This is a genomic window from Cereibacter sphaeroides 2.4.1, assembly GCF_000012905.2.
GTDB lineage: Bacteria > Pseudomonadota > Alphaproteobacteria > Rhodobacterales > Rhodobacteraceae > Cereibacter_A > Cereibacter_A sphaeroides.
Genome location: NC_007493.2, coordinates 1,923,245 through 1,942,326, shown reverse-complemented (window position 1 = coordinate 1,942,326; position 19,082 = coordinate 1,923,245). Strand labels below are relative to the sequence as shown.

General features: G+C 63.9%; 19 protein-coding genes and 1 tRNA gene. 13 read left to right on the top strand and 7 right to left on the bottom strand.

Annotation, left to right across the window (positions count from 1 at the left end; genetic code table 11):
* Positions 1-235: 235 nt before the first annotated feature.
* The 5 genes from RSP_RS09390 to RSP_RS09370 form a co-directional block, all read right to left on the bottom strand.
* Positions 236-2,407 (bottom strand): DEAD/DEAH box helicase, encoded by a 2,172-nt coding sequence (locus tag RSP_RS09390; RefSeq protein WP_011338082.1) that lies wholly within the window; start codon positions 2,405-2,407, stop codon positions 236-238.
* Positions 2,408-2,412: 5 nt separating this feature from the next.
* Positions 2,413-3,720, bottom strand: coding sequence for an ATP-binding protein (locus RSP_RS09385; protein WP_023003683.1), 1,308 nt, complete (start codon positions 3,718-3,720; stop codon positions 2,413-2,415).
* Positions 3,698-6,235, bottom strand: coding sequence for a tellurite resistance TerB family protein (locus tag RSP_RS09380; RefSeq protein WP_023003681.1), 2,538 nt, complete (start codon positions 6,233-6,235; stop codon positions 3,698-3,700). Before RSP_RS09380 ends, RSP_RS09385 begins: the two co-directional genes overlap by 23 nt.
* Positions 6,236-6,328: 93 nt before the next feature.
* Positions 6,329-6,814, bottom strand: coding sequence for a PIN domain-containing protein (locus RSP_RS09375; protein WP_011338079.1), 486 nt, complete (start codon positions 6,812-6,814; stop codon positions 6,329-6,331).
* Between the two features lie 70 nt (positions 6,815-6,884).
* On the bottom strand, positions 6,885-7,094 hold the full coding sequence (locus RSP_RS09370; protein ID WP_011338078.1) for a hypothetical protein: 210 nt from the start codon (positions 7,092-7,094) through the stop codon (positions 6,885-6,887).
* A 279-nt stretch (positions 7,095-7,373) separates the two neighbouring features.
* Between RSP_RS09370 and RSP_RS09365 the strand changes: the two genes are divergently transcribed.
* Positions 7,374-7,529 carry a hypothetical protein gene (locus RSP_RS09365; RefSeq protein WP_017140253.1) on the top strand — a complete coding sequence of 52 codons (156 nt, stop codon included), beginning with the start codon at positions 7,374-7,376 and terminating at the stop codon, positions 7,527-7,529.
* Positions 7,529-7,651, top strand: coding sequence for a hypothetical protein (locus RSP_RS22660; protein ID WP_017140252.1), 123 nt, complete (start codon positions 7,529-7,531; stop codon positions 7,649-7,651). Before RSP_RS09365 ends, RSP_RS22660 begins: the two co-directional genes overlap by 1 nt.
* Before the next feature lie 44 nt (positions 7,652-7,695).
* Here RSP_RS22660 and RSP_RS09360 read toward each other — a convergent pair whose 3' ends face one another.
* Complete coding sequence (locus RSP_RS09360) at positions 7,696-7,872, bottom strand: hypothetical protein (protein WP_017140251.1); 177 nt, start codon at positions 7,870-7,872, stop codon at positions 7,696-7,698.
* 364 nt (positions 7,873-8,236) lie between these two features.
* Here RSP_RS09360 and RSP_RS09355 point away from each other — a divergent pair, with 364 nt between their 5' ends.
* Positions 8,237-10,300 (top strand): methyl-accepting chemotaxis protein, encoded by a 2,064-nt coding sequence (locus RSP_RS09355; RefSeq protein ID WP_011338076.1) that lies wholly within the window; start codon positions 8,237-8,239, stop codon positions 10,298-10,300.
* Between the two features lie 378 nt (positions 10,301-10,678).
* Here the strand turns inward: RSP_RS09355 and RSP_RS09350 are convergent.
* Positions 10,679-10,776, bottom strand: a tRNA-Asn gene (locus RSP_RS09350).
* A 115-nt stretch (positions 10,777-10,891) separates the two neighbouring features.
* Between RSP_RS09350 and RSP_RS09345 the strand changes: the two genes are divergently transcribed.
* The 10 genes from RSP_RS09345 (at position 10,892) to RSP_RS09300 (ending at position 19,081) form a co-directional block, all read left to right on the top strand.
* On the top strand, positions 10,892-12,133 hold the full coding sequence (locus RSP_RS09345) for a tyrosine-type recombinase/integrase (RefSeq protein WP_011338075.1): 1,242 nt from the start codon (positions 10,892-10,894) through the stop codon (positions 12,131-12,133).
* Positions 12,126-12,782 carry a hypothetical protein gene (locus tag RSP_RS09340; protein ID WP_023003679.1) on the top strand — a complete coding sequence of 219 codons (657 nt, stop codon included), beginning with the start codon at positions 12,126-12,128 and terminating at the stop codon, positions 12,780-12,782. Before RSP_RS09345 ends, RSP_RS09340 begins: the two co-directional genes overlap by 8 nt.
* Before the next feature lie 78 nt (positions 12,783-12,860).
* Complete coding sequence (locus tag RSP_RS09335; RefSeq protein WP_017140250.1) at positions 12,861-13,058, top strand: helix-turn-helix transcriptional regulator; 198 nt, start codon at positions 12,861-12,863, stop codon at positions 13,056-13,058.
* The gene (locus RSP_RS09330; RefSeq protein WP_011338073.1) at positions 13,058-13,270 is read left to right on the top strand and encodes a hypothetical protein; all 213 of its coding nucleotides are present in this window, start codon (positions 13,058-13,060) and stop codon (positions 13,268-13,270) included. The genes RSP_RS09335 and RSP_RS09330 overlap by 1 nt, the downstream gene beginning before the upstream one ends.
* Before the next feature lie 220 nt (positions 13,271-13,490).
* The gene (locus RSP_RS09325; RefSeq protein WP_011338072.1) at positions 13,491-14,828 is read left to right on the top strand and encodes a helicase RepA family protein; all 1,338 of its coding nucleotides are present in this window, start codon (positions 13,491-13,493) and stop codon (positions 14,826-14,828) included.
* A gap of 162 nt (positions 14,829-14,990) precedes the next feature.
* Positions 14,991-15,296, top strand: a complete 306-nt coding sequence (locus tag RSP_RS09320) for a head-tail connector protein (RefSeq protein WP_011338071.1) — start codon at positions 14,991-14,993, stop codon at positions 15,294-15,296.
* Positions 15,297-15,469: 173 nt separating this feature from the next.
* A complete protein-coding gene (locus tag RSP_RS09315; protein ID WP_017140248.1) occupies positions 15,470-16,948 on the top strand; it encodes a terminase large subunit domain-containing protein in 1,479 nt (492 codons plus the stop codon).
* A complete protein-coding gene (locus RSP_RS09310) occupies positions 16,939-17,280 on the top strand; it encodes an HNH endonuclease (RefSeq protein ID WP_011338069.1) in 342 nt (113 codons plus the stop codon). The genes RSP_RS09315 and RSP_RS09310 overlap by 10 nt, the downstream gene beginning before the upstream one ends.
* Positions 17,265-18,527, top strand: coding sequence for a phage major capsid protein (locus tag RSP_RS09305; protein WP_017140247.1), 1,263 nt, complete (start codon positions 17,265-17,267; stop codon positions 18,525-18,527). The genes RSP_RS09310 and RSP_RS09305 overlap by 16 nt, the downstream gene beginning before the upstream one ends.
* Entirely contained in the window at positions 18,527-19,081 is a 555-nt protein-coding gene (locus RSP_RS09300) for an HK97 family phage prohead protease (protein WP_011338067.1), read from the top strand. Before RSP_RS09305 ends, RSP_RS09300 begins: the two co-directional genes overlap by 1 nt.
* Position 19,082 lies beyond the last annotated feature (1 nt).

Genomic DNA, 19,082 nt, shown 5'->3' with positions numbered 1-19,082 from the left:
TTTTCCGTTGTTTTCGATAGTTATGCGGGAGGGGCTGAGCACTGGCCCTGCTGCCACGTGGCCCGGAAGCGGTCTCTCAGGGCTGATATTCTCTGGACCTCATGACTGCGCCGATTTGGTGAATAGCCTGTAAGCTATTGGTAGAATTGAATTTCCCAAGTTTCGACCTGAACACTTCGACGCCGGTCGCGCTCGGTGAGATGGAACAGAGATCGAACGTTTGCCATCGGGATCGTCACGCTTGCAAGATTCTACTGGTCATCCCCGGAAGAAGACCAGGCACAAGCCGCGATGATACAGCATCCAGCTCCAGAAGAGGTCGCGACAAGTAAACATGAAACTTCTCCGTGATCAGGTTTTCAGCGCCGGCGAAGATGTCGCCCGTGTATCCGGCCGACAACCGTGCAAGCACCATTTGAAGATCTGGTGTTTCATCCCCGGCCTCAACTACCAAGAACCCGTCATGTTGCTCGACCAAGAACCCTTCGCTTCTCAGTGCAAGCGCTAACGTTGATGTCTTCACCGTCCCGAACCGCGTTGCGATGATCCATGTATGCTCACCAAGACTGCGGATGTTATTGGCCTGAAACTCCAGTTGGTCGTAGTGAGCACGTGCTTCCTCGAGCATAGTATGGGCAACCGCGTCCATGTACACGGGTTTGAAATCCCCTTCGAGGACTGCGAACATCTGTTCGATTACCTTGTCATGAATGTCACCCGGGTCGCCGCCAAAGACTGGAGGCACTCCTGCTTTTGCGGGCTTAACCACGATGACCTTCTCTAAATCATGGATTTCTTGAACCACCCAACGACGCCCGGAGAAGATCAGCAACATACCTGGGACGAGAACATTGTCGACCGGCAGGGTGCCAAGGTCTCGCCCATCTGCAACCAACCGGAATTCCTCAGGTGTCTGGAATACGGCGTAAAAGCTGTAATGCTCGACTAGCCTTTCGCCCGTCTTGCCCAGGAGTAGGAGCCCGCTTCTAGACTGTTCGATCAGATCAGTTTCAGGATGACCGATCGCACGCAGTACATTCGCAAAAACTTCGGTCGTGACCTTTCGGAAGGGGCCCTCGCGACACAGCACGTTGTAGATAACGTTCGCAGAAGCACCGCCGCGCTCAGCAATAATCGAAAGTATCTGGTGGACGAGAGTCGAAAGGTGAAGCGCCTCCGGTTTCGGCGGCTCGCACCAACCTTCCAGCAACAAGTCAATCATTGCTATCGACCTGATCAGGCCGAGGCGAAGGCGATCAACAAAACTGCTCTCTGTGGTAAGCTTGGTTTCGACAGCGTACTGCCTGAGTATGGCTGGCTGTCCCTCGCGCCGACCTGACCGGCCGAGACGTTGTCGCAACGCCGCGACGCTGAATGGCGCCCCGATTTGGGCCACGCAGGTCACGTCACCTATGTCGATTCCAAGCTCGAGCGTCGACGTGCAGACCGCGGTTGTCGGTTTCGCAGGATCCTTAAGGCGGCGCTCCACGAAGTCGCGGTGTTCGCGGGAGAGACTGGCGTGGTGGGGATAGAATTCCTGCGGCAGGTGTTCCTTTTCACAAAGCTCACGCAACCGATCCGCGTAGATCTCTACTCGCTGCCGTGCCCCTGCGAATACAAGGTTGTCGCTGCCTCGAAGTTGCTTGAACAAATGGTTTGCGATGGCGTCCGTTGCGGATTGGCTGCTTTCATCCTCATCGCCTGACAAATAGCCGCGAAGCTGGAGCCGCAATTCAGCGTCGCCACCTTCTGCTTGGATGAGCTGGACAGATTTTGCGGAGTCCGGGCGCAGATAGGCCTTGGCGAGCTCCATGTCGCCAAGCGTAGCCGACAGACCTATGCGTCGGATGGGACGCCTTAGGGCGAGCTCAAGCCTTGTGAGCAGTGAACGAAGCTGGACACCGCGTTCGCTATCAAGAACCGTGTGCAACTCGTCGATCACAACCGCCCGCGTGACCCCAAACAGGCGCGCGATTTCCAAACCGCGACGTATGAAAAGCGCTTCAAGGGACTCTGGGGTTATCAGCAGGATCCCTTTGGGAGATTTCAACGCGCGCGTCTTGATCGACTGTGAAACATCCCCGTGCCACGGGACAACTGGTAGTTCTGTCTCTTGGCAGATGTCCTCCAGCCGCATGGCCTGATCCGTGATCAACGCTTTCAGCGGACCGATGTAGAGCAGGTCGAAGCCGGTGCCGTTGGCAGGCGCGTCGAGCACCTGGGAAATTAAAGGCAGGAACGCCGCCTCCGTCTTTCCGCCCGCTGTCGATGCCGCAACGATCAAATCAGCGTTGGTCTCGCAGATCGTCCTGATGGATCGCGCCTGGACGTCGCGAAGCTCGCGCCATCCTTGCTGGCGTATCCATTTCTGCACAGGCCTCGCCAGCTTGTCGAACGCACTGCTCATCGGCGTCAGAGCTTGAAGCTGATCAGATCGTCGTCACTAGGGTCATGGGCATCGGTAGACTCGTCCACCTCAGTCATGTCTTCACCGAGGTCTTCGGAGACTTCGATCTTTTCGATCAGATCGCTCCATTCGACTCCGGGGTTTTGCTCGAGCACAGAAAGCAGGTTCACGAAGGCCGTTACCGTATTGCGTGGCGTCCGGAAGTAGGCTTCGCCGATCCGATCCGAACAATGCGCCATGAAAGCCTCGAGCGCGGCGTCCGGCAAAGCATCGGTGTCGTCTTGCATGATCCGCCTAACATTGGCCAGAAGAACGAAGAGGTCCTCCGGGGTCAGGCTGGCCAGCCGAACAACAGGCCCCGAAAGATCGACCAAACCGTCTCGCGCGAAGGTGTTCTCGGCCAAACGCGACTGAAGGGCCTCGTAGCTGTAGAGCCCTCGGCGGGTGTTCATCAAGAATTCCGGTGTCCCGCCCATCAGGAAGCCGAGGTTTTCAGCGCTGCCTTGCAGCACGTCGTTGAGGATCCGAAGAATCTGCTCGTAGTTGCCATTACGGGCCTGCGACGAGGTTAGCTTGTAGAGGTTTACCATCTCGTCGAGGCCGACGAGCAAACCCTTATAGCCGGCCTCGCACACGAATGCTGACATCAGCTTCAGATGGTCGTAGACACTGGCATCATCGATGATCGTGCGTACGCCGAGCGCCTTGCGCGCGTCTGTGCGTGTCGCGAATTCACCGCGCAGCCATCTCAATGCTGCGGATTTCAGCTCGTCGTCACCTGTCTCATGGCCTTCCCAATATCGACGGATGACTTCAGCGAACTCAAAACCCCCAGTAAGTTCTTCAAAGTGGCCGAGGCGTTCACGAATGACTGACCCCGTGGGCACATCGCGTTCCTCAGCATCGCGGTGAGCCTGGCTGACGAAACGCTCCACCACACTGGCCAAAGCCCCACCATCGGGCTTCGTCCGCGTCGACAGGTTACGAGCCATCTCAGCATAGAGCCCTCGGGCTTGTCCGCCGGTCGCATGAATACGCCGGTCGGGCGCCAGGTCCGCAAACATCACCACCAGACCCTTCTCGAGGGCAACAAGGCGGATCAGGTTCATGAAGAACGTCTTGCCGGACCCGTATTCGCCGATGATGAACCGAATGGCCGAACCGCCATCGGATATCCGATCCATGTCTTTGACGAGTTCTTCGATTTCCCGGACGCGGCCGACCTGTATATGACGCAACCCGAGCTTGGGCACGACCCCCGCCCGAAGAGCCTGCACGATTGCATCTCGTTCACGTGGTTTCAGCTTCGACATCCCCGCCCTCCGCATTCATTTTTTCCTTTACTGCCTCCGCAATGTCCGGAGACACGTCGTATCCATCATATTCCTCGAGAAGCGCTTCATCGTAGTTCTCAAAGGCCCATTCATTCACGGCTTCCAAAGCGCCCGACGCCATCAAACCCTTCGAGGTGCATATCTTCTCGAACTCGGTTTCAGACCAATGCTCCCGATTAACCAATTCGAGAACAAGGGCGCTGTGTTTCGGGTCAAGCCCTGCCAACTGGCTTTGATTGGCAGACGCGGAGACACCGCTCTCTTCCTCTTCGACATCGAAAATCTGACCAAGGACAGACGAGACGCGCTCGGTGTCCGAACGGATCGCCGCGATCCGTGAAGCATCGAGTTTAGGCCCGCTGGCTTTTTCAAGATCGGGTATCGATTCGCCTGCACGGCCCGGTTGCGAGGCACGAACAGTGCGGGGACCATCCACAATTTCGCCGGCGTGAAGGTCCGAGTAGGCAAGCGCAGGGTCGAGGCCCAAAGCCTTGTAGACCTTCTCGATGCTCGCGACTTCGTCGGAGTGAATAATTCCATCTGCATTTGCTGCACCAACCAGCGCTGCACGGATGGCAGCCTGGCTATCTTGACCAACCTCCTTCAGTTTGCGCCGCAGAAGCGTCATGTCCGGTGGCACGGCGAGGAACCATTCAAGGTTCGCGCGCAGCCTGCGGCGTTCCTGATCGCTGAGGGCCGCGGCAGAAACTTGATCTTCCAGCGCTCTGCGCTCAGGCTCCGCGATCCGACCATCCGCATGTGCGACGAACGACCCAAGTGCCAATTCCATCAAGGCGCTTCGATAGCTGTCGGAAACTTCCTCCAGTCTTTCGATGGGTTCGCTTAGGTCGAACAGCACAACAGGCTCTTCCGCCTTGGGCGATCGGAGCGCAAACCGAGGGTCGGGCGCCAGACCGAAACCGAGACGCGCGAGCGCGTCGGCCGCTCCTGTCATCTGCCGCTTCCCGATCTTCTCGTTCGTTTCTCCCTCCAGACGTCCGATCACCTCCTCAAGCGACACCAATCCGTCCCGATCGACGATATCGCTTGCCCATGATTTCAACCGGTCCATTTCCTCTGACGGGAATGTTTCCCATAGATCAGAGGGCAACAAGGCATGCGCTTCCACGCTTCCGCGGCCGTCAGGATTTCGGCCCAAGAAGCGACTGAGCTTGTCGAGATCGTTCATCACCTCGTCAGCCAACTCTTGGGCAATCTCGACCGGTTTGCGCAGACCGGAAATATCCGGGACAGGCTTGCCGTCCACGGTTGGGTTGGCGGACCCCTGAAACTCGCTGGAAGCGGCTCGATAGGATGCCGTGAGTGACTTCCGGGGTTTGGTCACCTTGAGCCCATCAGGAAAACGCCGATCAAACCGCATGCGGAAAAGAGCGATGAACTCGTCACGGCACCGAGTCGCGGGAGTTCTCAGATTTGTTTCCGGATGGCACATGAACCAACTCAGCAACCAGTCAGCCGTCAGGTTCTCGCCTTTGTCGATCCGAGCTCCAATTGCGTATTTGAGTGAGAACGGAAGTTCCCAGCCCTGCTTCTCAAGAATCGGCTCGATAGCGTCGAGGTCGGTTTCGGCAAGCATCGCAATGTCAAGGAACTCACCCAAATAGCGTCTGACCGAGTGGTTGTCAGGGTAAAGCGACTGCAGCCGCCGAACCTCCTGGACGATATCCTTGACATCTTCGTTCGACTGATCGACGAAGAAGCGACGCTCCAACCCGTAGAAGTACAGGAACATGTAGCCGGGGTTGTAGGAGGCATCGTTTCGCCCGCTGGCCAGCCAATCAAGGTAGGTCGCCCTGCACTGGGGTGAGATGTCCGAGTACCCTGGCCAATAGGGCATCCCCTCACCAGCTTTGTCGGATCCAGAGCGCGCGACCGATAGGGACGGATCGATATAGGCTCGGCACTTGTCACGATACCCGTAGGTGTTCAGCAGGGGAGGCGTGCCGACATAGACCATCCCGCCGATGTTGCGGCCGGCCACGCTAGCTGTTTCGCCAGACGGGACCCACCCACTTTTCGTTGATTGGGTCGATGTGCTCGATACAGCGCGCACGGGCTGGTTTCGTTCAACGACCGCCGCAAGAGCTGGCGCTGCAGACCTTCCAGCGCGAACGATCTCGGCGTAGTCCTGCTTTGGTGAGGAATAGGCCTGAACGCCAACCGGTGCTTTGGAAGCATTGGCTTCGCGAGTTCGTTCGCGCTCAATACGATCTTCGTAGGTACTCTGGCGCGGTACCGGCTCAGGTCGGGAGGTTCGCGTTTCCAAACTTCCCTCGGCAATAGCTTTCGTGGGGACTTTTCGCGATCGCCTCCTCTCTTGCCACCAGATCAGAAAAACAGGGGCGCCAAACGCAAAGAGCATCTGGCCGCCAACCGGCCAACTCTGAAGACCAAAAGCAACGATCAATAGGGCGATGCAGAAATAGACAACAAAGAAGAAAAAAATTCTGAGAAGCTTTAAGAAAGCCTTCATCTGAGAACCCTCGTCAAGAACGACCGATCATCACGGTAGCCAATCACTAGCCCTCCATACAACTCCCGCAACGGCCGCGGTACCGGCTGATAGCTATCCGACCGTAGCGTAGTGAGTGCCTGACCGATACCGGCCATTCCTTCTCGCCGTAGGCACGTCCTCTTCCTTCCCAACAGAGCGGAGGCTGCGCGCGGCGACGAAGACGAACCAGTTGTCAGCATTGCGGTGCCCACGGTCGGCGGGCAGGCGCTGGATCGGGGGGCGAGGCGTCGGGTGCCAGCCGCGCCGCACCAGATGCACCGCGAGCGGGCCGTCGCCGATGTCTTGGGAATAGACCGCATGGCATTCGACCTGGCGCCGGTCGTAGCGGGCAAATGCGGCTCGCAGCGCCTCGAAGTCGAGGGCGACGTCGAGGTCACGCGCCGAGAGCACCAGGTTTTCTGCGTCGACGAGCAGCAAGATGCGGCCAGTGAGGGTGTCGGGGATCGGGCCGGTGACGGGCGTGAGACCCCTCGGGCGCGTCGACGGCGCGACGCGCGGGCTGGGGATCCGGTGCGGGGTGCGAAAGGTAATGGTCATAGCAGGAGATCCTTGGCTGGTGGGAAGGGGAACCATGGCCCGGAAGAAGCCCGGGCCATGGTCGGGGTCGTTACGACCAGTTGGCCTGCTTGTAGGCGATCAGGCCGTACATCGCCGACTTGACCACCTGCATGCGGGGCCGGCCGTCCATCCGCTCGGAGAACATCGAGCCGGAGGCGTCGATCACGAAGGCCGTGGCCTCGCCCTTGGCGAAGCGGCCGCGGTGCCCGGCGGCGCCGCGGAACACCTCGCCGAGCTTCTCGGCGGTGTGGGCCGTCATGAACTTGCCATTGTGGGTGCCGGCCGCGATCGCCTTCAGCGCCTCGGCGTTGTACTGGTTCGGGTCTCCGAAGAGAACTCCCCATGGGTTGGATCAAGCGCAGCACCTCCCGGATTCAATCCAATGAATGCCGCGGTGGCGCCAGTGAGAACGTGTCGGGGACTGTAGAGCAGCCGCCATCCGAGAGGAGGATCATCCGGAAAGCGGCGCAGTCGCTCTTCGTAGGCGTGTCGTATCGACTCCTCCCAGCGAACCATTTTCTAGCTTGATGTCATTGGTATGCCTCGTTGCTCACCTCGCACGCCTGAGCGCGAGAGCTCGGCCGCGTACCGCCGCGCCGACGCGCTGAAGCGGCTCTACAAGCTCGCCCGCGAGGCGGGGTGCATCGGCGCAGATCGCGCCGCCGTGGTGGTGCTGAAGAAGGAGGGCCAGTGATGGCCCTTCCCATCATCGGAGCCGATGAACGGATCGAGCAGGTGATCGAGCCCGGCAGCATCCTTTGCCCCCGCGGCTGCGGCGAGATGCATAGGGTGCCCAATCTCACACTCCTCAAATGAACTTGTTGGCTTCCGGCAACTGAACGCGATCTTCGAAGAAGGCTTCATCTCGAACCCTCCGGCACGCCAGCTGCTCGAATGCCGCTGAATATCTCGTCGCGCTTGAGTAGCACGATCTGCTGGTTCTGGGGCATACGCGCTTCGGGGGCGGTATTTAGGGCGACCGGCATCTGCAAAGCCGGTATCTGGGACTGGACGTTTTCTGCGGCGTTGAAATGCATTTCCCGGTCACCACGAAATTCTTGAAAGCGGAGATTGCGTCGTCAGCCTGCTTCCGGGTCATTTTCCCTTCGCCAGGCGGACGCAACAAGGCGTTGCGAATAAAGTACCTTCGGTCCACGATGCCCGGCCTTGTCGTTGCGATCGGCCGATGCAAGAGCGGCGGTATTGGGGGGCGCTGCAGTCTCAGCGCAAGAGAGGTGTTCCCGACAAAGGTGTTCTTGCCGGCCTGCCCAGTCGGGTGGGGTGTCCGACCGTTCAGCCTTATGCGCCGCATAACCCCATACATTTTAGGGGTGCTCTTGCCGTGCCGGTTTCCCGCTGTATCAGTGCGGCTTTCATTGGTGGCAAGCACTCGGGGATTGCATGCGTGCTCTGGTCTGGATTTTCCGGTTTCGCGTCAAGATCACGCTGGCGCTGCTGCTGGCGGGGCTTCTGCCGGCCGCGGCCATCCTGACGCTCGATACTTCGCGCCTCCGGGAGGCCGCGCAGGCTTCGGTCGAGGCGGAGCTCGAACTCGCCGCCGACATGAAGGAGGCACAGATCCAGACGTGGTTCGCCACGCTGGTGCGTATCGGGCAAAGCCTCGCCGACAATCCCGCCACGCTTGCAGCCCTCGACGAGTTCGCCCGTGGCCGGGCCGGGCTTCTGGCCGATCCCGCCTTCCGGGTCGACGAGGCGCGACTGACCGAGCGGTACGACCTGCAGTTGCAGGCGACGCGCGGCGCGGAGGCGGGGGCGCAGAAGGAATGGATGGCGCTCGACGAGGGGGCGCGGCGGCTCCAGCATCTCTATGTCTCGGCCAACCCGAAGCCCGTGGGCGAGAAGCACCGGCTCGATGATGCCGGCGACGGCAGCGCCTATTCGGCCGCCCACCGCCGGCATCATCCGTTCCTGCGCGGCTATCTCGAACGCTTCGGCTTGTACGACCTGTTTCTGATCGAGCCCGAGAACGGCACAATCCTCTATACGGTCTTCAAGGAGACCGATTTCGGCACCTCGCTCTTTTCCGGCCCCTACCGCGACAGCGCCTTCGCCCGGACCGCGCAGAGGATGGCGAAGCAAGGCGGGCGCGACCCGTTTCTGATCGCCGATTTCGAGCCCTATGCGCCCTCCTACAACGCACATGCGGGCTTCATCCTGCTGCCGTTGCAGAAGGATGGCACCCTTGTCGGCATCCTCGCCTTCCAGATCCCGATCGAGCCTCTGAACGAGATCATGCGCCGCAAGCTCGGCCGGTTCGAGACGTCGGACGGTTATCTGGTGGGGGCGGACGGGCGCCTTCGCTCGGTGCCGCGGCGGGCGGCCGACATCGAGGTCGGGACGCCGGTGGCGGGGCCGGTGGCCGCGGCCGCACGGGCGGGCAAGGCGGAAAGCCTCGAAGGCGCGAATTTCGGCGGCGAGCCGATGGTGGCCGCGGTACGGCCCGCCCGGATCGGCGGGATGACCTGGGGGATGGTGTCCGAGATCACGGCCGAGGAAGCCTTCGCCGAGGCGCGCGCGGCACTTCGGACGGCGAGGGTGACGGCGGCGGCTTTGGCGGGGTTGATCCTGATCGCGGGGCTTCTGCTGTCGGCCTGGCTGATCCGGCCGATCCGCCGGCTGTCGCGCCACATCGAAGAGGAGGCCGGCCGTGCGGTCGAAGCCTTGGGAACCGCCTCGACGCGGGTGGCAACGGCGGCCGGGAAGATGGTGGTGACCGCCGAGGAAGCCGGCCGGCAGAGCCGGGAGGTGCGGGAGAACTCGCGGCTTGCCGCCACCAATGTCGCGACCGTTGCCTCGGCGGCCGAGGAGATGTCGGCCTCGGCGCAGGAGGTGGTGCAGGGTGTGGTTCGCACCAGCCGCCTGATCGAGGAGACGACCGCGCGAACCGGCGCGGCGCAGACCTCGCTCGAGGCGTTGGAGAGCGCCACCGGCCGCATCCGGGGCGTGGTCTCCTTCATCGAGGGGATCGCGCGAAAGACCGACCTTCTGGCATTGAATGCTGCGGTCGAGGCGGCACGGGCAGGCGAGGCGGGCCGCGGCTTCGCGGTGGTGGCCGAAGAGGTGCGCAAGCTTGCCGCGCTGACCACCAGTTCCACCGGCGAGATCGCCGCCGAGGTGGGGGCGGTGACGGGCGCGGTCGAGGCCAATGGCGCGGCCGTGCGCGGCATCGTCGAGGCGGTCGGTCAGGTGCAGGCGCAGGCGCGGCTGATTTCCGTCGCGGCCGGACAGCAGGGCGCCGTCGCGGCCGAAATCGCCTCGCGCATGGCCGACACCGCAGAGCGCGTGGCCCGCGTCGATCACGGAATTGCCGGCGTCGAAGAGGCCTCGACCGATGCGGCCGCCACCGCAAAGGGGCTGACGGCCGAGATGGAGACGATGGACACCGCCGCAACTGCCATGGGCGCGGCCGTGACCGACTTCGCCGCGATGGTCCGAGACCTCTGATCGTGGCCTCGTCCGGTGGGGGACCTTGCTGCTGGTGACGTCATCCTCCTCCGTCACGGCGGCGCTTCCCCCTTCGAGCATCATCCGTCGCCAACGATAGGGCAGGTTGGGCCCCACGCCATCGCCGCGGGCCATGACCGAATTCCGGGGCCGATCTTCCGGCGCCTGCCTTGGTCGAGACCCTCTCGAGCGGGGATCTCCGATCTCGCAGGGCCTAGAGCGGATCGGGGTGCCGGTGTCCCGGCCCGAGTGGCTGTAGAATTGCCTGATCGCCCGCGCCGGCGTCTCTTCCTGCTACCCCGAGCGTCAGTCCAGCGGAAAACAGGAAAGCCCGCCAGAGGCGGGCTTTTCTCATGTAGCTGATCCCTCAGGGACTTTTGGCTCCGGCGGTAGGGATCGAACCTACGACCAATTGATTAACAGTCAATCCCGGCAGCGTCACACAACCAAACGCGTCAAAACTATCGGACGCCACAACTCGTTGCAAAAACGGTATTTCGTCGCTATATGTTGGGGACTGTTAGAACATGGGGGAACGACGGAAACAAGCAACTCTGTTCCCCAGACTGTTCCCCAGGAGGACCAATTGACATGAAGTTGAGTGCGGCGGGCGTCGAGAAGATCAAGCCGACAGACAAGCGACAGGAGATCCCGGACAGCCTCTGCGTCGGGCTCTATCTCATCGTCCAGCCGACCGGAAAGAAGGGCTGGCAGGTCCGTTATCGGCATGGCGGGGTGCATCGGCGCATGTCGCTCGGCGCCTTCCCGGTGCTGTCCCTCGCGGGCGCCCGCGAGCGGGCGCGGCAGACCCTGGCCGCGGCGAGCGCCGGCACCGATCCGGCGGCCGAGGTCAAGGCCGCGAAGGCTCCGAAGCTCGACGGCGATCGCGATAAGATCAAGACCCTGATCGGCCAGTTCGACAAGCGGCACCTGTCCAAGCTCAAGAGCGGGGCGGTCGTGCGCCGTGAGCTGGAGCGGCACGTCGTTTCGGCGTGGGGCGAGCGCGACGTTCACCAGATCGGAAAGCGCGACGTGATCGACCTTCTCGACGGGATCGCGGACAGCGGGCGCGTCGTCACAGCGAACCGCGTCCGGGCCTATCTCGCCAAGTTCTTCGGATGGTGCGTCGAGCGGGACATTCTGGCGACGAGCCCGGCCGCCGGCGTGAAGCCTGCCGGTAAGGAGACGAGCCGTGCCCGCGTGCTGACCGACGACGAGATCCGCTGGTTCTGGACGGCGTGCGAGGCTGAGGGCTTCCCGTGGGGGCCGTTCGGCAAGGTGCTGCTCCTCACCGGCCAGCGGCTGAACGAGGTGGCGCAGATGACGGACAGCGAGATCCGCGGCGACCTGTGGCACCTGACAGCCGACCGGACAAAGAACGGCCGGGCACACGATGTGCCGCTGACAGGGGCCGTGCGCGCCGCGCTCGACGAAGTGGAGCGCGTGACGGACGAGGAGGGCAGGGTGCGCTTCATCTTCACCACGACCGGCCGGACACCGGTCAGCGGCTTTTTCAAGGCCCGCGCTGTGCTGGCCGAGGCGATGGTGGGCATCGCGCAGAAGGAGCGGGGCGAGCCCGTCGAGATCCCGCGCTGGACCTTCCATGATCTGCGCAGGACGGCGGCGACCGGCATGGCCCGGCTCGGCATCCCCGTGCGGGTGACAGAGGCCGTGCTGAACCATGTGAGCGGGACAGGGGGCGGCATCGTCGCGGTCTACCAACGGCACGACTATGCCGACGAGAAGCGGCAGGCGCTGGAGGCTTGGGCGCGGTTCGTTCTGTCGCTGGTGGAGGGGGAGGCGGACAACGTGGTGAGGCTCCAGCATGGCTAAGGAGGTCTGGTCTGATGCTATGCACCGCACGGAGAAAGAGGTCGTCTCTGCTGAGAAATGGGAGACGCTGCTTGCAGAGGCTGCAGCAGATTGGCCTACATCGAGCAAATACCTGCCGGAGCTGAAACAGAGGCTCGCCGAGATTATTGTTCAGGATGGGTTTCCAGACCCGGGTGCCGCGATCTTCCACAAGGGGCGCTTTTGGTGCAAACGCCTAGAAGGCGAGAGGCCCGTGGGTAAGGCAATCTCTCCCGGCTGGGCTTTCACACGAGCGCAAGCCGAGCCGCTAACGCTGCCACATGAAGCTGCTGACCTCTATTTGAAGGTGATCGAGGTGGAGCGAGCGCTCGCCGCCGGGAATCTGGAGAGTGTCTTTTCCCATAGTCTGCTTCTGGGGCTGGCGCACAGTCGGTTCAACGCGCGCAGACTCCACCTTAAGCACGTGACGCGTGGAAAGAAGGTTGCGGGAGGACAGCTAAACTCCGCGCACAAGACCAATCAGCGGCATATTCCGATGAGGACCCTTCGGTTCGCGCGGATGGCGGAACTGGTCCCCAAGCTTGGCGTCGAGAATGCGGCACGGCAATGCGAAGCGGAGGGAATGGGAGGTTGGCAGGGCATCAAGAAACAGTGGGACCGCTTCAAGTAAATTGGGACACCTAGGCCGCTGTCCCGCGGAATATCTGAACATTGGGAATCCTAACGTCACCGAACGTGAGGCACCCCAATGGAACGCAAGCTTATCTCCGCGGCCGCCGTGCGCGCCCTCTGTGGCGGCATCAGCGACATGTCCCTGTGGCGCTGGTTGAACAACCCCGCCATGGCATTCCCGAAACCCGTCACCATTCAGCGCCGCCGCTACTGGCGCGAGGCCGAGGTGCTCGCGTGGCTCGACGCGCGGGCCGAAGCGCGCGAGGTGGCCTGATGTTCGCCGTTTACAGCATAGACGAGCTACTGGCCCGCAAGGCCAAAGGTCACTTCCGCGTCGAAACCGTGGCCGGCCGCTGCGTCATTTCCGTGCATCGCCCTGGCGAACCGGATGAGACGGTGTTTTGCCTCTCGGCCGGGCACGCAAATCAGGTGCGGCAGTCGCTGACCGACGAAGGGCTGACCGGCTATTTTGAGGGGGCGCGGTGATGCAGGGTCCGCACTTCTGCCCCCTCTGCGACTTCTACGGCAAGCCGTGGCAGGAGGTTCCGTCTAGCGCGTGGTGCGGGACGATGCTTGAGGCGCGCCGCTGGGCCAAAGGCGCTCACGAGGAATACCGCAAGGCCGTCTGCGTGGCCGCGTTCGAGGCGATGAAGCCTGAGCACCAGTCGGCTTTCCTCGCCTATCTCCGGCAGCGGAGGGCAGCGGCATGACGAGGCACTACGACCCGGACGCCTGGCGCAGGGAGGTGGAGGCCGAATGCGGAGCCGAGTTCGGGTCCGACGCCGCCGGAACCGGCCACGAAGAACCGCCGCGATCCGGCCTGCTGTCGCCGACGACCTGGCGCCGCAACGTTCCGCCCCCGCGTCAGTGGCTCTACGGCTACCACCTGCAACGTCGGATGCTGTCGGGCACCATCAGCCCCGGCGGCCTCGGCAAATCATCGCTGGCGCTGGTGGATGCGCTCGCCATGGCGACCGGCCGGAAGCGGTTGCATAGCTGGGTGCATTCCCGCGAGGGCCTGCGCGTCTGGTATTGGTGCGGCGAAGATCCGGTTGAGGAAATCAGCCGGCGCCTTGAAGCGGCCTGCATCCATTACGGCATCAGCGACGACGAGATCGGCGGGCGCCTGCATGTGGATAGCGGGCGCGATCAGCCGATCAAGATCGCGGCGGCAGACCGTGAGGGCGTGAAGGTGGCAAAACCCGTGGTGGCTGCGCTTGTGGCGCAGATGCGAGCCCGCCGGATCGACGCCTTGATTATCGACCCGTTCATCACCTGCCACACGGTTCCCGAGAACGACAACACCGCAATGAATGCCGTGATCGACGCATGGCGGGACGTGGCGAACCAGACCAACGCCGCAATTGAGTTGATCCATCACGCGAACAAGGCCGGGACGGGAGACAGCATCAACGATGGCCGGGGCGGCTCTGCCTTTCGCGACGGTATCAGGGCGGGGCGCGTGCTGGCACCCATGACCTTCGAGGAAGGCGAGAAGATGGGGCTTGCGCCCGCAGAAGCCGCGCGGATCTTCCGGGCGATGGACGGCGCCAAGACCAACATGTCCGCCCGCGGGGGCGCGTTCACCTGGTATCGGATGCAGTCTGTCCCTCTGGGCAACGCTACACCCGAGTATCCGCGGGGCGACGAGGTGGGTGTTTGCACGGCATGGACGCCGCCGGATGCGTTCGAGGGCGTCAAGCTGGACGACCTGCGGCGGGTGCAGGAAGCCATTGCTGCGCGGGCGACCCCGCCGGCCAAGGCGCCCACCAGCAAGGACTGGGCCGGCTATGTCGTAGCCGACGCGCTGGGCTTGGACGTTGGCGCCCCCGGCACGACGAAGGCGCAGCAAGGCCCTGACCAGATTGCCGCCCGCAGTCGGGTGTCGAGCCTCATCAACACATGGCTCAGGAACGGCGCGCTTCGGGTGGAGACCGTCCGTTCGCTGCGGGACGGGCGCGACGTTCCGTCGATCACGGTGGGAATGCCGGCTGAGGACCATAACGCGGCCTATCCGCAGTCTCCGCACTCGACTGCGGAATGAGTGCGGTGAGAGCGGAATATGCATGTGGGGCGCGTGGTATGGGGGCGTAAGCCCCACCACCGCACCGCAGTCATATACTTAAGGGCCTGACTGCGGTGCGGATAGACAGCGTTATAAAGTGTTAGGATTCTCAGTTAGTTGCGGCTGATCTAGTATTGGCGCATGAGCAATCCCGACCTTCTCTCTGCAACTAAGGCGCTTGCGCGGATCGACCTCAGCGACGAGGACGCAACGCTGGAGCTGATGATTGCGGCTGCACAGGCTGACGTGCTGGCGGCTGCAGGCTACACCCTGGCCGAGGGTGCATCCCTGCCGAGCGACCTGGCCTATGCGATCTGCGATCAGGCGGCCATGCTGTTCGACGCACGCGGTGGCACAGAGGATAGGCCCATGGGCCTGTCCCTTGCCGCGTCACGCATCGTCTCGCGATACCGCGGGGTGCGGGTATGCCTGCCGACGAGCGAGTGAAGCGCCCGCGCGGCCGACCGCGCAAGGATGGCCTGCCCCCCGGATCTGGTCCCAATGCCCCGGCTCGGGGAGGGGCGGATACCGTGGGTCGGGGTGTTCCTCTCTCGCTTCTGGAAAAAATCCGGGGGAAAGACCCGGCCTCGAGGGCCATTGCCTTCCTGAAACAGCTCCGAGTGCCCGAGGGGAAGAAGGCCGGGAAGCCTCTCAAGCTGGCCGAATTTCAGTGCCGGTTCGTCCGTGGCTCCATGGCGCCGGGCGTGATGGTGGGCGTGCTTTCAATCGGACGCGGCAACGCCAAGACCGCGCTCTCTGCCGGCCTCGCCCTGGCCGAGCTGGTGGGCGCGCTGCATCCCAAGCCCCAACCCAAGCGCGAGATCCTGTTTGCCGCCCGGAACCGGGACCAGGCAAAGACCGCATTTCAGTTCCTCGTGGGCTATATCGACGGCCTCCCGGAGGAGGATCGGGCAGGCTTCACCATCCGGCGCGGCTCAAAGCTCGAGGTGGAGTTCGAGGGCAACGGCGGCGGGCTGGCGCGCGTCATCGCGGCCGATGGCAAGTCGATCCTGGGCGGCGCTCCGACGCTGGCCCTCATGGACGAGCGCGCGGCGTGGGAACGGGAGAAGGGCGACAACCTCGAGAACGCCATTCTCTCGGGCCTTGGCAAACGCGACGGCCGCGCCCTCATCATTTCCACCAGCGCGCCCGACGACGCCAACACCTTCTCCCGGTGGCTCGATGAGCCCCCGCCGGGGACGTATGTCCAAGAGCATCGGCCGGCCTTCGGGCTTCCTGCAGACGATCTGCCGTCCCTTCTGGAGGCCAATCCGGGCGCGGCCGAGGGCATCGGTTCCACGCCAGAATGGCTGGTGGCGCAGGCCCGGCGCGCGATTGCGCGGGGTGGTTCGGCCCTCTCCAGCTTCCGCAACCTGAACCGGAACGAGCGTGTATCGACCGAGGATCGGTCCGTTCTGGTGACGGTGGACGAGTGGCTTTCGGCCGAGGTGGCGCCCGACGAGCTGCCCCCGCGCTCCGGTCCCTGCGTTCTGGGCGTCGATCTGGGCGGCTCCCGCTCCATGTCTGCGGCGGCCTTCTACTGGCCCGAGACGGGGCGTCTGGAGGCCCTGGGCACCTTCCCCGCGTCTCCCTCCCTGGCCGACCGTGGCGCCGCTGATGGCGTCTCCGACCGCTATGTGCAGATGGAGGCCCGCGGCGAGCTGACCGTGATGGGCGATGCCACGGTGCCCCCTGGCCCATGGCTGGCGGCCATCGTGCGGCACCTGGACGGGGCCGAGGTGGCCTGTGTCGTGGGCGACCGCTTCCGCCATGCCGAGTTCACCGAGGCGATGCAGGCCGCGGGCCTTGCCCGTGTGCCCTTTGTCTGGCGCGGCTTCGGGTGGAAGGACGGCAGTGAGGATATCGAGCGGTTCCGGCGCGCGCTGTTTGACGGAGAGGTGCAGGTGGCGCCCTCCATGCTCCTGCGCTCCGCCTTCTCGGATGCAATCACGCTGGTGGATCCGGCCGGGAACCACAAGCTCGCCAAGGCCCGCTCCCTCGGGCGGATCGACGCTGCCGCGGCCTCTGTCCTGGCGGTGGCGCAGGGCGCCCGCATGAAGGCCGCTCCGATGCGGAAAGCGAGGGCGGCATGGCTCTAGACCGCTTCTCCCGCTTCTCTCGGCCGGTGCTGCGGACGCGGCGCTGGAAGGTGCTGCGGCATCAGATCCTCGAGCGCGACGGCTGGGCCTGCACCGAGTGCGGCAAGCGCGGCCGACTGGAGGTTCACCACAAGAAACCCGTTCGCACGGCTCCCGAGCTGTCGTTCGACCCGTCCAACCTGACTTCCCTTTGTCCTGCCTGCCACACGCGCCACACCCGGCGCGAGTGCGGCATTCCTGACCCCGATCCCGCCCGCGTGGCGTGGCGACAAGCCGTCTCCGACCTGGAGGCGCCAACCGAGCAAAAGGAGATCCCATGCTCACTTCCGTGACCATCGCGCGGCGGCAATCCGAGATCCGCCAAGCCCTCTCGACCCTCGCCGGCAAGCCGACCCCGACCGAGGATGAAACCCGGCAGATGGAACAGCTCGACGGCGAATATCGCCAGAACGAGACCCGCTATCGTGCCGCCCTCATCGCCGAGGACACCGAGCGCCGCGAGGCCGGCGCCGATCTGGAAACCCGTTCCGGCCGGGAGTGGTCCGAAATGGTGGCGGGCTATGAGCTGCGGCAGGTGGTGCGGGCGCTGGAGGAGGGCCGCGCGCTCTCGGGCCGCACGGCCGAGGTGGTGGCCGAGCTGCGCAACGCTGGCGGCTATCGCGGCGTCCCGGTGCCCCTGATGGCGCTGGAACAGCGTGCCGGCGAAACCGTGGCCTCGGGCACGCCCGACCCGCTCCAGACGCGCCCGATCATCGACCGGCTGTTCCCGGCTTCGGTGGCGGCGCAAATGGGCGTCCAGCTCATCACCATCGGCTCGGGCGCCGTCGAATGGCCGGTGACGACCTCGGCCGTCTCGGCCGGCTGGGCAGACGGCGAGCTGGCAAACGTGGCCGGGCCGACCGCCTATGCCACGACCGACAAGGCCCTGAAGCCCGAGCAAACCCTGGGCATTCATATGCGGATCAGCCGCAAGGCCATGCTGCAATCGGGCGATGCGCTCGAGGCGGCGATCCGGCGCGACATGTCGGGCACCATGTCGGCCGAGCTGGACAAGGCGATTTTCCGCGGGACCGGCGCGAACGGGCAACCGCTGGGCCTGATCCCAGGCGTCTCCACCTATGGCATCACCTCGACGGCAGTCGGTGCCGCGGCCTCCTGGGCGGCGATCCGCGCGGCGGTGGTGCGCTTCATGACCGCCAACGCGGCGGCCGGGCCGGGCGAAGTCAAGGCGCTGATCCGTCCCGAGCTGTGGAGCTATCTGGACGGCATCCTTGTCAGTGACTCGGGCTTCAAGTTCGAGTTCGACCGGCTGAAGGAGAACCTTGGCGGCATCGTCATGTCGTCCAATGCGCTGGCCGCTCCGAGCGGCTCGCCGCTCGCGACCTCGGCCCTTCTGGCGACCTCGGCCGGCGGCGTGGCGCCCGCTTTCGTGGGCCTCTGGGGTGCCTTCGACCTGATCCGCGATCCCTACTCGGACGCGCAATCGGGCGGCGTGCGGCTGACTGCTCTCACCACGGCAGACGTTACCGTGGCGCGCGGCGCGCAGCTGGAGCTTGTCACCGGACTGCAGGTGGCCTGATGCTCTGGGGGGCGTCTCTCGGCGCGCTGGAGCTGCGCAGCGAGGGCGGGGCAACCCGCCTTCGGGCGACGTTCCCCTATGGCGCGGAAACCGAGCTGGCACCGGGACGGCGAGAAGTCATCGCCGCTCGGGCCTTCTCCGACCGGATCGAGGCAGGCGAGGATATCCACCTTCTCGCCGGCCACGACTACAACCGCCCGTTGGCCTCTCGGGCCGCGGGCTCCCTCACCATTTCCGACACTGACGCGGCGCTGGTGCTCGAGGCGCGGATCGAGGGCGGCACCTCCTGGGCGCAGGACTTCCTTGCGGCTCACCGGGCGGGCCTCGTTCGGGGCCTGTCGCCGGGCTTCCGCGTCCAGTCCGGGGGCGAGCGGATCGAGCAACGCGGCGCAGGGCTGCTGCGCACGATCACCCGCGCGGCTCTGTTCGAGCTGTCGGCCGTGACAGTGCCAGCCTACCCCGAGGCGCAGATCGAGGCCCGATCCTGGGAAACGCATCAGGACCGGCAACCCTTCCGCGGCGCGGCTTTCCACCTCAACCGCTGGAGGCTTTGAC

Coding starts and splice junctions, on each gene's coding strand:
- RSP_RS09390 (WP_011338082.1), bottom strand. CDS start 2,407: ATGAGCAGTGCGTTCGACAAGCTGGCGAGGCCTGTGCAGAAATGGATA.
- RSP_RS09385 (WP_023003683.1), bottom strand. CDS start 3,720: ATGTCGAAGCTGAAACCACGTGAACGAGATGCAATCGTGCAGGCTCTT.
- RSP_RS09380 (WP_023003681.1), bottom strand. CDS start 6,235: ATGAAGGCTTTCTTAAAGCTTCTCAGAATTTTTTTCTTCTTTGTTGTC.
- RSP_RS09375 (WP_011338079.1), bottom strand. CDS start 6,814: ATGACCATTACCTTTCGCACCCCGCACCGGATCCCCAGCCCGCGCGTC.
- RSP_RS09370 (WP_011338078.1), bottom strand. CDS start 7,094: ATGACGGCCCACACCGCCGAGAAGCTCGGCGAGGTGTTCCGCGGCGCC.
- RSP_RS09365 (WP_017140253.1), top strand. CDS start 7,374: ATGCCTCGTTGCTCACCTCGCACGCCTGAGCGCGAGAGCTCGGCCGCG.
- RSP_RS22660 (WP_017140252.1), top strand. CDS start 7,529: ATGGCCCTTCCCATCATCGGAGCCGATGAACGGATCGAGCAGGTGATC.
- RSP_RS09360 (WP_017140251.1), bottom strand. CDS start 7,872: ATGCATTTCAACGCCGCAGAAAACGTCCAGTCCCAGATACCGGCTTTG.
- RSP_RS09355 (WP_011338076.1), top strand. CDS start 8,237: ATGCGTGCTCTGGTCTGGATTTTCCGGTTTCGCGTCAAGATCACGCTG.
- RSP_RS09345 (WP_011338075.1), top strand. CDS start 10,892: ATGAAGTTGAGTGCGGCGGGCGTCGAGAAGATCAAGCCGACAGACAAG.
- RSP_RS09340 (WP_023003679.1), top strand. CDS start 12,126: ATGGCTAAGGAGGTCTGGTCTGATGCTATGCACCGCACGGAGAAAGAG.
- RSP_RS09335 (WP_017140250.1), top strand. CDS start 12,861: ATGGAACGCAAGCTTATCTCCGCGGCCGCCGTGCGCGCCCTCTGTGGC.
- RSP_RS09330 (WP_011338073.1), top strand. CDS start 13,058: ATGTTCGCCGTTTACAGCATAGACGAGCTACTGGCCCGCAAGGCCAAA.
- RSP_RS09325 (WP_011338072.1), top strand. CDS start 13,491: ATGACGAGGCACTACGACCCGGACGCCTGGCGCAGGGAGGTGGAGGCC.
- RSP_RS09320 (WP_011338071.1), top strand. CDS start 14,991: ATGAGCAATCCCGACCTTCTCTCTGCAACTAAGGCGCTTGCGCGGATC.
- RSP_RS09310 (WP_011338069.1), top strand. CDS start 16,939: ATGGCTCTAGACCGCTTCTCCCGCTTCTCTCGGCCGGTGCTGCGGACG.
- RSP_RS09305 (WP_017140247.1), top strand. CDS start 17,265: ATGCTCACTTCCGTGACCATCGCGCGGCGGCAATCCGAGATCCGCCAA.
- RSP_RS09300 (WP_011338067.1), top strand. CDS start 18,527: ATGCTCTGGGGGGCGTCTCTCGGCGCGCTGGAGCTGCGCAGCGAGGGC.